The 12,562-nt window shown below is 39.0% G+C and carries 18 protein-coding genes and 1 pseudogene; 5 read left to right on the forward strand and 14 right to left on the reverse strand.

Annotated elements, in window-relative coordinates; genetic code table 11:
• Positions 1-441: 441 nt before the first annotated feature.
• Positions 442-945: pseudogene (locus tag JOC83_RS08470) on the reverse strand (LD-carboxypeptidase); the annotation flags it as partial.
• 127 nt (positions 946-1,072) lie between these two features.
• Between JOC83_RS08470 and JOC83_RS08475 the strand changes: the two are divergent.
• Positions 1,073-1,528: a GNAT family N-acetyltransferase gene (locus tag JOC83_RS08475; RefSeq protein ID WP_205186217.1), complete on the forward strand. Its 456-nt coding sequence runs from the start codon at positions 1,073-1,075 to the stop codon at positions 1,526-1,528.
• Between the two features lie 72 nt (positions 1,529-1,600).
• Here JOC83_RS08475 and JOC83_RS08480 read toward each other — a convergent pair whose 3' ends face one another.
• The 3 genes from JOC83_RS08480 to JOC83_RS08490 form a co-directional block, all read right to left on the reverse strand.
• A complete protein-coding gene (locus tag JOC83_RS08480; protein ID WP_205186219.1) occupies positions 1,601-2,050 on the reverse strand; it encodes a DUF2512 family protein in 450 nt (149 codons plus the stop codon).
• Positions 2,051-2,188: 138 nt separating this feature from the next.
• Complete coding sequence (locus JOC83_RS08485; RefSeq protein ID WP_205186221.1) at positions 2,189-2,719, reverse strand: hypothetical protein; 531 nt, start codon at positions 2,717-2,719, stop codon at positions 2,189-2,191.
• A gap of 19 nt (positions 2,720-2,738) precedes the next feature.
• Positions 2,739-2,963, reverse strand: a complete 225-nt coding sequence (locus JOC83_RS08490; RefSeq protein ID WP_239583431.1) for a hypothetical protein — start codon at positions 2,961-2,963, stop codon at positions 2,739-2,741.
• Positions 2,964-3,090: 127 nt separating this feature from the next.
• Here JOC83_RS08490 and JOC83_RS08495 point away from each other — a divergent pair, with 127 nt between their 5' ends.
• The 3 genes from JOC83_RS08495 to JOC83_RS20185 all read left to right on the forward strand — a co-directional run bounded on the left by JOC83_RS08495 (position 3,091) and on the right by JOC83_RS20185 (position 4,649).
• The gene (locus JOC83_RS08495) at positions 3,091-3,534 is read left to right on the forward strand and encodes a MarR family winged helix-turn-helix transcriptional regulator (protein ID WP_205186223.1); all 444 of its coding nucleotides are present in this window, start codon (positions 3,091-3,093) and stop codon (positions 3,532-3,534) included.
• Between the two features lie 72 nt (positions 3,535-3,606).
• Positions 3,607-4,506, forward strand: a complete 900-nt coding sequence (locus JOC83_RS08500) for a permease (protein ID WP_205186225.1) — start codon at positions 3,607-3,609, stop codon at positions 4,504-4,506.
• A gap of 14 nt (positions 4,507-4,520) precedes the next feature.
• Entirely contained in the window at positions 4,521-4,649 is a 129-nt protein-coding gene (locus JOC83_RS20185) for a hypothetical protein (RefSeq protein WP_275580423.1), read from the forward strand.
• A gap of 116 nt (positions 4,650-4,765) precedes the next feature.
• Here JOC83_RS20185 and JOC83_RS08505 read toward each other — a convergent pair whose 3' ends face one another.
• From JOC83_RS08505 to JOC83_RS08540, 8 genes are all read right to left on the reverse strand, one after another.
• Positions 4,766-5,050: an adhesin gene (locus tag JOC83_RS08505; RefSeq protein WP_205186227.1), complete on the reverse strand. Its 285-nt coding sequence runs from the start codon at positions 5,048-5,050 to the stop codon at positions 4,766-4,768.
• A 21-nt stretch (positions 5,051-5,071) separates the two neighbouring features.
• Positions 5,072-5,497 carry a protein-tyrosine phosphatase family protein gene (locus JOC83_RS08510; protein WP_205186229.1) on the reverse strand — a complete coding sequence of 142 codons (426 nt, stop codon included), beginning with the start codon at positions 5,495-5,497 and terminating at the stop codon, positions 5,072-5,074.
• Positions 5,498-5,499: 2 nt separating this feature from the next.
• Positions 5,500-7,278, reverse strand: a complete 1,779-nt coding sequence (gene arsA, locus JOC83_RS08515; protein ID WP_205186231.1) for an arsenical pump-driving ATPase — start codon at positions 7,276-7,278, stop codon at positions 5,500-5,502.
• Between the two features lie 12 nt (positions 7,279-7,290).
• Complete coding sequence (gene arsD / locus JOC83_RS08520) at positions 7,291-7,656, reverse strand: arsenite efflux transporter metallochaperone ArsD (protein WP_205186233.1); 366 nt, start codon at positions 7,654-7,656, stop codon at positions 7,291-7,293.
• A 68-nt stretch (positions 7,657-7,724) separates the two neighbouring features.
• Positions 7,725-8,144 carry an arsenate reductase (thioredoxin) gene (arsC, locus tag JOC83_RS08525; RefSeq protein ID WP_205186236.1) on the reverse strand — a complete coding sequence of 140 codons (420 nt, stop codon included), beginning with the start codon at positions 8,142-8,144 and terminating at the stop codon, positions 7,725-7,727.
• 24 nt (positions 8,145-8,168) lie between these two features.
• Entirely contained in the window at positions 8,169-9,467 is a 1,299-nt protein-coding gene (locus tag JOC83_RS08530) for an arsenic transporter (protein WP_205186238.1), read from the reverse strand.
• A gap of 15 nt (positions 9,468-9,482) precedes the next feature.
• Positions 9,483-9,833: an ArsR/SmtB family transcription factor gene (locus tag JOC83_RS08535; RefSeq protein WP_205186240.1), complete on the reverse strand. Its 351-nt coding sequence runs from the start codon at positions 9,831-9,833 to the stop codon at positions 9,483-9,485.
• Between the two features lie 77 nt (positions 9,834-9,910).
• Positions 9,911-10,057, reverse strand: coding sequence for a hypothetical protein (locus JOC83_RS08540; protein ID WP_205186242.1), 147 nt, complete (start codon positions 10,055-10,057; stop codon positions 9,911-9,913).
• Positions 10,058-10,313: 256 nt separating this feature from the next.
• On the opposite strand from JOC83_RS08540, the gene JOC83_RS08545 reads away from it, so the two are divergent.
• Positions 10,314-10,886, forward strand: coding sequence for a DUF4240 domain-containing protein (locus JOC83_RS08545; RefSeq protein WP_205186244.1), 573 nt, complete (start codon positions 10,314-10,316; stop codon positions 10,884-10,886).
• Between the two features lie 79 nt (positions 10,887-10,965).
• Here the strand turns inward: JOC83_RS08545 and JOC83_RS08550 are convergent, their stop codons facing one another.
• Positions 10,966-11,139, reverse strand: a complete 174-nt coding sequence (locus JOC83_RS08550) for a Spo0E family sporulation regulatory protein-aspartic acid phosphatase (RefSeq protein ID WP_205186247.1) — start codon at positions 11,137-11,139, stop codon at positions 10,966-10,968.
• 25 nt (positions 11,140-11,164) lie between these two features.
• Entirely contained in the window at positions 11,165-12,481 is a 1,317-nt protein-coding gene (locus JOC83_RS08555) for a hemolysin family protein (RefSeq protein WP_205186249.1), read from the reverse strand.
• Positions 12,482-12,562 lie beyond the last annotated feature (81 nt).

Below are 12,562 nucleotides of genomic sequence, written 5' to 3' on the forward strand. Positions count from 1 at the left end.
ATGGTAGAATTCAGCCTGGTTGATCCTCAATACCTCAGTTGATAAGCATATATAAAAATTTATTATGCTTCTCCTAAGCTTGCTGTTACTCGTTCAACATGTCAACATTTGCTCGGGTAATAGGTATTAACCTTTCACTATTACCCTTATAAAAAACAATCCCCTTGGTTACTAAACCAAAAGGATAAAATTCGTTTTAGCTTCTGTTATTATTTATAATCTTTGGCATACCATCACATCTCAAAATCCTGCTACTTCCCATATAAGAAGTACACTTTTCACACTAAGGTATTGGTTGCACTTTGGTCACATTTTGGTCACGTACGGCAGAAAATTGCCGGAAACTACAGTTCATTTTAATTCTTATAATCCCCTCAAAAGCCTGATATAAAGATATTTGTGGACACTTCAAAACACTAGAGGAAATTACACTCCCCACCCTGGCATCGGAACCTCATAAGGGCATACAGGCTGCTTCATGAAAAAACGCTGAAAGTAATCATACGTATCATTAACTAGCGGCTCGTATTCACCAAATGACGGAATAAGTGCTGGACCGTAAAAAGTTGGTACACCCGTTTTTGCATACAAACTTAGTAGAACGGCTGTCGCATCTGAATAGCCAATCATTATTTTAGGATTCGCTTTGAACGCTTCATAGTCCAAATACGGAACGATACTATTGGAGTTTGTGCCACCAATAGTTGACATGATCATCTTAATGCGAGGGTTTCGTAGAAGTTCATTTAACTCCTCGGCTCGTTCTTTCGGTGTTCCAGATCGATATGTCTGACTTTTTCCTGTTAATGTGCCTTCCACAATTTCAAAGCCTTTACTTGCTAAAAACTGTTTACTTCTCTGAAAACGCAGTGGTGCCTCTACCGTTGCTGGATAGGATGGTGAAAAAATACCGATTGTGTCACCTTTTTGTAATGGTTGAAACATAGAACGCCTCCTCTTTTTCTATTTATTTCCTATTTTCTGTTACCCTTTCTGTTTTTGTCAATAGAAACAGGAATAGCAGCATTTTTGTCGAATGGATGAGAAGGACAAACAAACGGAGGTTTAACAAATGGTTACGATTCACGAAATCAGTACAAAATTAGAGTTGTTTGATGATGCCCTACAAGCATTTTGGGGGAAATGGGGTAGTGAGGACAACAAAACATTTTACGAAGATTGCATGCGACATTCTTGTACAGCAAAAGATGGGCTTCCGCGCTTTTATGTTGCGTTAGATCATAAGAAAATTGTAGGTACCTATGCGATTCTTCGCAACGACTTAAATAGCCGCCAAGACTTATTTCCTTGGTTTGCTTGTTTATATGTAGACCCTACTTATCGAGGTCAACAACTAGGAGCAAAGCTTCTTCAACACGCATTAGACGAAGCTCGCTATAAAGGCTATCCACAACTTTATTTAACAACGGACCTTGAAAACTATTATGAAAAGTATGGTTGGACGCATTCAACGGAAGCGATCGGACTAAGTGGGCACGTATTGAAGGTGTATGAGAAGTCTGTATAAACAAAAAGACTGAGTCAAACAAGGATATTTGCCCTTTTTTGGCTCAGCCCTTTAAATGACGTCTAATTGATCTTATCGTTCTTCGTCATCAGACCGCACGTCAGGTCTTACAGGTGTGAACTCTTCTGCCATTTCTGCTTGATAGTTAAATACGTGCCAATGCGGCTTTTTACTTTTACTATCCATAACCTCGTTTCGTAAATAACGATGAAAGAAGTAATCGGCAATCGCAAGTCCTGTCGCAGACATGAGTGCAGCTGTAAATGCATTGTATGTTAAAGAGAAGTTACTCGTAAAAAACCAGATGAGAAAAAAGGCAATGGCTAAATCGGCAAGTGCTGCTTTAAACGATGTTGTTTTTGGCAATAGCACACCGTCACCAATAACATACGATACGGTACTCACAATCGTTGCTATAATAAAAATTGAAACAAATCCTACACCAAAAATAGACCCAAGCACAATGTATAAAATAAGTAAGCTAACTAAAAACTTAATGAAAAATGGTTTTACATGATTCATGCGCGAGCCTCCTTTTATAACTATTTTGCTTGTCTTCTTTCTTATTATTCCTTGTAGGATGTGGAAATCAATTTCTCAATGTAACAGCAATAGCGATTACAAAACAGCCAAACAAAAATGTGATGAAAAACGGTTTCATCACATTCCCACTTGCTTATTTTTTTCTAAGTATGCGGTTAGCTGTTTGACATTTAACGCATTTACACCGTAGTCGACGATGGTTAACGAGTACGACGGTTTACTTGTGATGGTAACGTTCGTTTCATGTTCATTTACTGTTTCGAGCTGAATTGTAATGATTTCGCCCCAGGATTCCATTGTTTGCCCTGTTTTCGCTTCAATGAATCCCTTCTCTTCGTCCTTCATTTGTATTTCTGGCTCATGTAATTCAGATAGCGCTTCAACACAGTACTCAAAGGCTTGATCGTAAGCGAAAGGTAGCGACAGAGCATGGTGCTTCTTCACTCCTTGTTTTAGTGGTACCCGATGAATTCGTTTTGAAATCACGTCATACGTGCCGAGTATTGCACTCATAATTCCACCAGTCAATGCCCCTATCCATGTTGCAAGCCACCAGTCATACTCCCATGTGAAAATAGCTGCAATTCCTGCCATAATTAATCCAAACGGTGCCCCAAAAAAGAAAAAGATTTTGAAATAGGTTTTCATTCTCTTTCCCCCTCTATTCTTATAGCCACGGCTCATCTTTGTTGCTTAATTTAATAATAAATGGAAAAATAAGCGCAAACGCAAGACTAATATAGCCAAGCGTCATCATCTTTTTCGTTTTTGCTGATATGTATTGACGCTCTCCGCATATAGAACAAGGTTTTCCTATTTTTGAAAAACCTAAAGACCAAATGTCTTTTGCTTTCCATCTTGTTTGACAGTTTGTACATTTTGCCATATTCATCACTCCCTCCTTTAGTATAGACGAAAAAATCTGGAAAAAAGTTTCATTTTCAAAAGAATTTAATTGACATACATATAGTTGTATAATACAATTATCTCAACAAGCAAACAAATAGAGGTGAAAAGGAATGAACAACAAGCATGAGTCACATCAATTTCGGCAAATGCTTCAAATTTTAATCCGACGGTTTGGATTACTTGAAAAAGAAGGTGCACAATGTTGTGGTGTTACACTCGTACAAAGTCACATTTTATTTGAAGTAGGTCGTGCCCATGCACCGTCGCTTAATGAGCTTTCTTCTTCTTTAGGATTAGACAATAGTACATTAAGCCGTCATATTCAAGGGTTAGTCGAACGTCATTTAGTTAATCGTGTACAATCACCAACTGATCGCCGTTACGTTACAATTACCCTAACCGATGAAGGTAAACAGTACGAAGAGGATATTGCGATGCAAATGAACGGATATATTCAAGAAATTTTATCAAATGTTCCTGTCGAAAAGCGCGGGCAAGTATTAGAAAGCATTGATTTACTTCTAGAGGCGATGCAAAACAGCAGTTGCTGTTAACATCTCTTCTTTTTTGAACTATAGTTGTATATTGCAACTATTGTAAATACCTATTAAAAGGAGGAGCTCACTATGTTTGATGTAATCATGATTTCAAAAGAATTTTTATCTCTTGTAACACATCTACTACTTTTATTTGTTGCCATTTCTTTTTTAATTAGCTTTCTACAAGCGTATGTCCCATTTGAGAAAATTGAAAAGTGGATGCAAAGTCAAAATCCGCTTGTCGGAAATGTAGCGGGGGCCATTTTAGGATTTGTGACACCATTTTGCTCTTGCTCGACCATTCCTTTATTAATTACCATGTTAAATCGACAGGTTCCTTTTCAAACCGTGATGACATACTTATTTACCTCTCCTCTTCTTGATCCGTGGATTATTGGTTTAATGGCGTACATTTATGGAATAAAAGTCACGGTCATTTACACGATTACAACCTTTGTTTTTTCAATGATCATTGGCTGGTATTTAGATAAGAAAGGATACAAAAATCAAGTCAAAAACGTCATTGTCAAAGCAACACTTCTGAATCAAGATGAACAACCCCGAAGACATCTTGTTCTCAACATCAAAGAATCCATAAAAGAAACAATGAACCTTATTCGCTCTGTTCTACCATACATTCTTATTGGTGCATTTGTTGGTGCCATTATTAAAGAAGTCATTCCAACACAGGTACTTACGTTCATTTCCAATCAAAATCAATGGTGGGTTATTCCGCTAGCAGCGATTATCGGGGTACCTCTTTATATTCGCTTATCAACGATGCTTCCAATTGCTCAATCTTTGTTAGTGAGTGGCTTCCCAATCGCTCCAACAATGGCTCTTTTAATTGGTGGTGCAGGTGCTAGCTTACCAGAGGTCATTATGTTAAAAAGCATTTTTCGTCCAAAACTCATTCGGGCATTTGTCGGATCAGTATTTTTAATCGCAACTTTTTCAGGATACTTGTTCTTACTACTTGAAGGTTAAAGGAGGTGAAGAGAATGGTACTGTTATCACTATTTAAACCAAAGAAAAAAGATTGCTGTCAAATTGAAATTATTGAAATGAAGGAAGCAGAAGGTACTTGTTGTGTGGAAGATGAAAAGAAACAAGAAAGTGACAAAGCATGATGGATGAAATGCAATGGCGGCGTATGAATCACTTTATGAGAAAGCGATCGTTTCATTTAACACACAAATAGAAGAAAAAACGTCCAAAGAAAGGTTCTCTGGACGTTTTTCTTCTATTAACAACAGCTATTATCCATTCCTACTAACACAAACCCTGGTCCTTCTTCGCTATCTTGTACATCAAGTGAGAGTTCGTCTGTTGTTGAAAGAATTTGTGTTTCAATGGCGACTAGAATCCCGTTTACTTCTTTCACGGTATCTGCATCGGTTGGTGCTTCTAATGATAAGCCAATTTGTGGTCCACAGCATCCTGCGCCTTCTGAATAAAAACGAATGTTGCTTGCACCTTGCTGTTTAAAGACGTTTTCTAACATGCTTTTTGCTTCATTTGTGATGTTCATCTTGTTTCCCCTTTGTTTTATTTACGATTCTGGAAATAAGCGTTGAAGAGATGCTTTCATTTCAGGCTTTACGTTAATTTTTGCACGAGCGTCTTTTGCTTTTTCTTCCGCTTCTTCAATTGTTTTGGCTTCCCCTAATGCAAGCAGCGTTCCAATGGCTACTGTACCTGTACGGTTACTTCCTCCTGCGCAGTGGAAATACACCTTTTTACCCGCTTCGTATGATTTCACTACTTCGTTAATCGCTTTTTGAATCGATTTATCTTGCTGCTCGGCATCATCAACGATTGGTGCATGAACGCGTACTTCTGATGCGTCATGCTCTAATGCTTCTGCACGCAAATCATAAATAACGTCTGCTTTTTCATGCTCCATTACATCTTTTACATCAGCGGCTCCACCGATAAAAATACGATTGTCTACTAATGGTTGATAGTTTTTTGTCATGATTATTCCACCTCAATTAGTTCTTTTACTTTGTCATAGTCGATTTTTTCTTCTGGTTGCCACGGAATAATGGCACAGTGAGTGGTTAGTTGCTCACTCACTTGTTGAATCCACGCTTTTTCGGCGTGTGCTCTCCCTTTCAACACAGAATCTGTTGTGTTCGTTGCATATAAGCTTTGATTCACAACCCACCATCTTGGGTTAATATTCGCTCGTTTTAAATCCTCTTGTAGACGAGATGCTTCTAACACAGGTGTGGCTTCTGCTAATGTAACAATAACCACGCTCGTTTCGTCTTTGTTACGAAGACGTGGTAGAAGCTTCTTCACATTTTCAGGTACATCCCCATTAGAGCGCTCAAGCTCTTTATGATACGACTCTGTTGCATCAAGTAAAAGAAGCGTGTGGCCTGTTGGTGCGGTATCAATCACAACGATTTCTTCATCAGATTTAGCTACCACATCTGCAAATGCACGAAATACCGCAATTTCTTCGGTACATGGTGAATTTAAATCCTCTTCTAAATACGCTACCTCTTCCTCACTTAGTTCTTCTCTTGCTTGTAACAACACTTCTGCTTTGTAAGCATCCACTTCTACTTTTGGATCGATGCGACTGATGCTTAAGCGCTCTTTTGCTTCGTTACTTTGAAACACGTAGTCTAAATGTGCAGCGGGGTCCGTTGTCGTTAAATGAACAGAATGACCCTTTTCAACTAGCCCAACGGCAATGGCTGATGCGACTGTCGTTTTTCCAACACCACCCTTGCCCATTGTAAAAATAACGTTGGTTCCATTTGTTGAAAAGTCTTCAACGACTGCTTTAAGCGAACTCAACTTATCAAGGGAAAGAGAAATGTCGTTTATTTCCGCTGCTGGCACCGTATCGGATTTAAATAGCTGACGCAAGTGTGAAACACCTGTTAGCGGATACGATACGTACGGAAGTGAATAACGAACCATTTGCTTCAGTTCATTCGGCATATGATTTAGTGCATGTTGTTGACGCTCATAAAACGCAGTTGAAACTCGGTCCTCTTTCACACGTTCTTTTAACCAACCGTTCACAATTAAGCATTGATTTGAGATGCCAATTTCGTTTAATTCGATTGATGCACGGTTCGCTTCTTGCAGCGATGAATCATCAGGACGTGCAACAAGTAAGAGAGTCGTTTGAGCTGGATCTGCTAACGCTTCAACTGTTTTTGCATAAAGGCCTTTCTTTTTCTCTAAATTTGATAGCGGTCCTAAGCAAGAAGCTCCGTGCGTACTATCTTGTAGAAATCCTGTCCATGCGCTTGGCAATTGCAAAAGACGTAACGTATGACCTGTTGGAGCGGTATCAAAAATAATATACTCAAATTGACTGACCATCTCTTCATTTGCTAATAAGTTTGTAAACTCATCAAATGCTGCAATTTCCACCGTACACGCACCTGACAATTGCTCCTCCATTGTCGCAATAACTGAGTCTGGTAGTTTTCCGCGATACGGACTAACGACACTTTCTCGGTACGCTTTTGCTGCTTCTTCTGGATCCAAATTACACGCATATAAATTTGGAACAGCGGGAATCATCACAGGTTTATTTGTTAATGGCACGTCAAATACATCTTGTAAATTCGAAGCAGGATCAGTGCTAACAATCAGAACGCGATAACCTGAATCTGCTAGAGACACAGCAGTGGCACAAGCTGTTGATGTTTTTCCAACTCCGCCTTTTCCAGTAAAAAACAAAAACGGTGTTTTCATCACGTGTTCAGGTTGAAAAGATTGATACATACAATTCTCTCCTTACTTCATATCGCTAAGGTTTAACTTAATACGAACGCGTGGCTTTTCGCCTTTTAATTCCTTTTCTTCTACACCGAACCACATCGCAAATTCTTCATTCGTCGGATAGCTTCCCTCTTTCTCCACTTCTCCATTCACAAGAACAACGGGTAATGCATCAGGTCCTTTACTCATTAAGATTTTGTTTACTTTTTCTTCTACAAATTTGTCAGGCTCGCTCGTTAAGTTATAACGTGTAACATCGAATCCTTTTTTCTCAAGTGCAAAGACCGCGGATGCAACGCGTGTTAATTCTGGATCAACACTCGGACCGCATACACCTGTGGAACAACACATGGCTGGATCAAAAATTTCAACTTTCTTCATCTTTTCATCCCTTTCTTTAAACAAAAAGCCGAGAGTGATTAAACTCTCGACTTATGTGCTTGTATGAATCACTCACCTGTTTCAGCAAAACGCTTAATGCGTTCACCAATTTCGTCACGTACGCGTTGGAAGAATGCCCATTTCTCTTCTTCTGTTCCTTCTGCTTTTGCTGGGTCATCAAAGCCCCAGTGAACGCGCTTGATGTGAGGTGGTGTCACTGGACAATGATCGGCTGCATGTCCACAAAGTGTTACCACTAGGTCTGCATGATTTAAAATCTCAGAATCGATAACATCTGATGTTTGGTTTGAAATATCAATTCCTGCTTCGTTCATTGCTTTTACAGCGTTTGGATTTAAACCGTGTGCTTCAAGTCCTGCACTGTATACGTTCCACTCATTCCCTAAATATTTCTTCGCCCAACCTTCTGCCATTTGGCTACGGCAAGAGTTACCTGTACATAAGAAGTAAATTGTTTTTTTAGTCATGTTGTGCATCTCCTTTTGTGATCATTATGAAAGAATAAGTAACCAAATATATAAACCAACGAGTGTGATAAACAATGTTGGAATGGTTAATACAATCCCTGTTTTAAAATACGTCCCCCACGAAATCTTCACTCCTTTTGTTGAAAGAACATGTAGCCATAAAAGTGTCGCAAGAGAACCAATTGGTGTAATTTTTGGACCTAAGTCAGATCCAATGACATTCGCATAAATTAATGCTTCTTTTATTGTGCCCGTTGCCGTTGTGGCGTCAATCGCTAGCGCATCAATCATCACGGTAGGCATGTTGTTCATAACAGACGATAAAATGGCTGCGATAAAGCCCATTGACATCGTCGCTACAAATAAGCCTTGATCGGCTCCTAACTGAATGACACTTGCAAGGACTTCCGTTAATCCAACGTTACGTAAGCCATATACAACAACGTACATCCCAATTGAGAAAAACACAATGGCCCACGGTGCACCTTTAATAACGGCTTTCGTTTGAACCGCCGGACTTCTACGTGCCATGAACAAGAAGAAAATCGCGATAATTCCCGCAATAATCGATACTGGCACGTTGAGAAATTCTCCAACGAAATAGCCAATTACAAGTACCGCTAGCACAAGCCATGAAAGACGGAACATCTTGTGGTCTTTGATCGCTTCAACAGGTTGCTGTAAGTGCTCTAAATTGTACTTGCGTGGAATGCTTTTTCGGAAGTATAAGTAAAGAACGAGAATGCTTGCACTTAATGCGAAAAAGTTCGGCACAATCATACGTGATGCATACTCCGAAAACCCGATGCCAAAAAAGTCAGCGGATACGATATTCACTAAGTTACTTACGACAAGTGGAAGCGACGTTGTATCGGCAATAAATCCACTTGCAATAATAAACGGAAACACCATTTTCTCATCAAGCTTTAACGCTCGAACCATCGCTAAGACAATCGGTGTTAAAATCAGTGCTGCTCCGTCATTAGCGAAAAACGCAGCAACTAATGCACCAAGTAACGATACATACACAAACATGCGAATACCGTTTCCACCTGCTGCACGGGCCATATGTAAGGCAGCCCATTCGAAAAATCCAATCTCATCTAAAATTAACGAAATAATGATGATGGCAATAAACGTGAGTGTGGCATTCCACACAATTTGCGTTACATCCACAACGTCGTTGAAATCTACGACCCCAACGAGTAACGCAACAGCCGCTCCAATACAAGCTGACCAACCGATTGATAATCCTTTCGGTTGCCAGATGACAAAGATGAGCGTAGTTAAAAAGATCGCTGATGCTAATAGAACTGATGTCAATCCATAAACCTCCAATTACTCACAGCAATTGATACGTAATCCTTGCTTCTCTAAGTTTTCTAAATGCGGAGTTTGACTCGGTAATGATTCAAGTAAATTCGACACAAATTCATAATACTCACATTCCGTATTGATTGAATAAAAAATCCACTGCCCTTTTCGCCTTTCCTTTAACAAACCCGCATCTTTTAACTTGCGCAAATGCTGACTAATGGATGGTTGGCTCGCTTGATAAATCTCCACTAGTTCACATACGCAACATTCGTTTGCATGAAGCAACTTCATCATTGAGAGGCGTGTTTTGTCACCTAGTAGTTTTAAAAGCTGCGCTCCTTTTTCAATTTCAATGGTCGTTTTTACATTCATTATTTGATGTCGCCTCCTTATTTACGTTCATCATTATATAACAATACACTTATATAAGCAATTACTAATATTTAAAGTTATTCTTTATCGTGTTGATGATTTTTCTTAAACATGCGGTGATACAATGAACCTCCCTTTTTTTCACTGTTTAAGTAGATCACAACCCCCACAAACAGCACGAATGAAAATAAAAGCACTGGTAGTAACTGTTGAAAGGTAATCATCTTCTTTCCCTCTCCCCTTTTTCAATCTTATTTTTATTTACTATATGCATAAAGGAAGTCTTTAAGTTGAATTTCACTTATTTTCTTCCTTGCCATGACGACTGAATCAATGATAATTATGTTCTTAGTGGCAAGATGATTTATATGTTGATTATTTAGAACATATATTAATTAGATAATTAAATTCCTACCTACAACTTTTCATTTCCGTGCTAAAATAAGCGTATGAACGTTACTGTTATTGGAGGGAATGAGAGTGAATAAACAAGCATTTTGGCAATTGATTGAGCAGTCTCGACAGATTGAAAGTCAAGAAGAACAAGTAGAGTGGCTACGAGACACATTATCAACAAAAAGCGTCGATGAGGTTTTAGCATTTGAAATGACGTTTGGGATGATTCAAAACGAAAGTTATCAATCAAGTTTATGGGCGGCTGCTTACATTTTAATGGGTGGTTGTTCAGACGATGCTTTTGACTATTTTTGTGGCTGGTTGATTTCTCAAGGTGAAGACATCTACAACAAAGTAATAGCCAATCACGAATATTTAGCTGAGTACATTACGGAAGAAAATTTGGATGAAGAAGGCTATCCACAGAATGAAGACATCTTTACCGTCGCTTCTGATGCGTATACATATAAGAAAACCGGTGACTTCGAATGGGACGAGGATGTATTCGATGAATGGCTTGAAAAACTAGATGAAAAAGGAGTAGAAGAACGACCTGACATTGAATTTGACTGGGATGAAGACGACGAAGCAGAGCTTAAAAAGCGCTATCCAAAGTTGTGGGCGCGATTTGGGGAAGAGCCTTTACCTTTAGAGTAGTAAGTAGATCCGTTCATTATGCTGAAACCATCTTTTTATAAGCAAAAAAGCAGCGAGCATCACTACTCACTGCTTTTTTCTAATCCAAAAGGCCTTTTCGACTAAGCATCTCTTTTTGTTTTTCAAAAAGGTTTAACAACGAGTCAAGCTCTTGGCTACATTTAATGACTTGTGCATGGTGAAAGCCATACTTAGACACTAATTGTAAAAGCTGCGCTCGTTTTTTTTCAATCTTAGCCGACAATGTGCTCACGTAAGAACAACTCCTTTTGCAATCATTATGCCTGTATTTCTTGTGCAACTGCCTGTTTTACTTCTACGAGCTTCATTTGATGACCGTCCATTTCTTTTACCGTAAACGCATATCCGTGTTCAACAATTGTTTCATTCACTTGAAGATCAATCTTATTTAACAGCATCCACCCACCAATTGTATCCACTTCTTCGTTATCAATCTGTGTGCCTAGTAAATCATTTACTTCATCTACTAATACTTTTGATTCAACTAAATAGTGATGTTCACCTAACGTTTGAACCGGTGGCGTTTCATCTGTATCAAATTCATCGCGAATTTCCCCAACGATTTCTTCTAAAATGTCTTCAACCGTGACAAGACCTGCCGTTCCACCGTACTCGTCAATTAACATAGCCATGTGCGTGCGTTTCTTTTGCATCGTTACAAGCAAATCATGAATGGCAATTGACTCAATTACTTGTATAATGGGTTTCATATACGTTTTAACAGATTGTGTTTTAACTGCATCGTTTAACACGACATCATTTAAAATTTCTTTTACGTTAATCATTCCGATGATGTTATCTTTATCTCCATCTTCTCCTACAGGATAACGGGTATAACGCTCTTCAACCGCTACTCGTAAAAACTCTTCAATCGTGTCTTCCGTTGACACAATTGAAATCTCCGTACGAGGTATCATGATTTCACGCGCTACTCGATTGTCAAATTCAAAAATGTTGTTTACAAATTTATACTCTGATTGATTAATTTCTCCACCTTCATAGCTTTCAGATAAAATGATCCGAAGCTCTTCTTCACTATGTGCTCCTTCATGTTCAGAAGCTGGTTTTAACCCAAACATTCCAACAAGTAAACGAGCCGAACCATTTAAGATCCAAATAAAAGGATACATGATTCGATAAAACCAAATCAACGCTGGAGCAAATAGCAACGTAATGGTCTCTGCTTTTTGGATTGCCACTGTTTTTGGGGCTAACTCCCCTACAACGACATGTAAAAATGTTACAACTACAAAGGCAATCCCAAATGATAGTACATGAGACCACGATGACGATACTCCAATGTCTTTAAAGATTGGATTTAAAATTCGCTCAACAGTTGGCTCTCCTAACCAACCTAATCCTAACGCGGTAATGGTAATCCCTAGCTGACACGCTGACAAATATTCATCAAGGTGCGTCGTGACTTTCTGAACAGAAAGCGCCCCCTTGCGCCCCTCTGTAACGAGTTGATCCACTCGTGTGCTACGAAGTTTGACAATCGCAAACTCTGACGCAACGAAAAATCCTGTTAATGCGATTAAAGCAGCGACTAAAAGTAAATTAATGGTTATCAATGAACAAGTCTGCACATCCAATAAATCGGATAACAGACGTACACCTCCTACTATTGTTAAAACTTTTTCTCTTTTGATTGA

Source organism: Priestia iocasae (assembly GCF_016909075.1).
Classification (GTDB): domain Bacteria; phylum Bacillota; class Bacilli; order Bacillales; family Bacillaceae_H; genus Priestia; species Priestia iocasae.

What these genes read in the sequence shown, in the direction of transcription:
- JOC83_RS08475 (WP_205186217.1), top strand. Translation starts at nt 1,073, where the DNA reads ATGGTTACGATTCACGAAATCAGTACAAAATTAGAGTTGTTTGATGAT.
- JOC83_RS08480 (WP_205186219.1), bottom strand. Translation starts at nt 2,050, where the DNA reads ATGAATCATGTAAAACCATTTTTCATTAAGTTTTTAGTTAGCTTACTT.
- JOC83_RS08485 (WP_205186221.1), bottom strand. Translation starts at nt 2,719, where the DNA reads ATGAAAACCTATTTCAAAATCTTTTTCTTTTTTGGGGCACCGTTTGGA.
- JOC83_RS08490 (WP_239583431.1), bottom strand. Translation starts at nt 2,963, where the DNA reads ATGAATATGGCAAAATGTACAAACTGTCAAACAAGATGGAAAGCAAAA.
- JOC83_RS08495 (WP_205186223.1), top strand. Translation starts at nt 3,091, where the DNA reads ATGAACAACAAGCATGAGTCACATCAATTTCGGCAAATGCTTCAAATT.
- JOC83_RS08500 (WP_205186225.1), top strand. Translation starts at nt 3,607, where the DNA reads ATGTTTGATGTAATCATGATTTCAAAAGAATTTTTATCTCTTGTAACA.
- JOC83_RS20185 (WP_275580423.1), top strand. Translation starts at nt 4,521, where the DNA reads ATGGTACTGTTATCACTATTTAAACCAAAGAAAAAAGATTGCTGTCAA.
- JOC83_RS08505 (WP_205186227.1), bottom strand. Translation starts at nt 5,050, where the DNA reads ATGAACATCACAAATGAAGCAAAAAGCATGTTAGAAAACGTCTTTAAA.
- JOC83_RS08510 (WP_205186229.1), bottom strand. Translation starts at nt 5,497, where the DNA reads ATGACAAAAAACTATCAACCATTAGTAGACAATCGTATTTTTATCGGT.
- arsA (WP_205186231.1), bottom strand. Translation starts at nt 7,278, where the DNA reads ATGTATCAATCTTTTCAACCTGAACACGTGATGAAAACACCGTTTTTG.
- arsD (WP_205186233.1), bottom strand. Translation starts at nt 7,656, where the DNA reads ATGAAGAAAGTTGAAATTTTTGATCCAGCCATGTGTTGTTCCACAGGT.
- arsC (WP_205186236.1), bottom strand. Translation starts at nt 8,144, where the DNA reads ATGACTAAAAAAACAATTTACTTCTTATGTACAGGTAACTCTTGCCGT.
- JOC83_RS08535 (WP_205186240.1), bottom strand. Translation starts at nt 9,833, where the DNA reads ATGAATGTAAAAACGACCATTGAAATTGAAAAAGGAGCGCAGCTTTTA.
- JOC83_RS08540 (WP_205186242.1), bottom strand. Translation starts at nt 10,057, where the DNA reads ATGATTACCTTTCAACAGTTACTACCAGTGCTTTTATTTTCATTCGTG.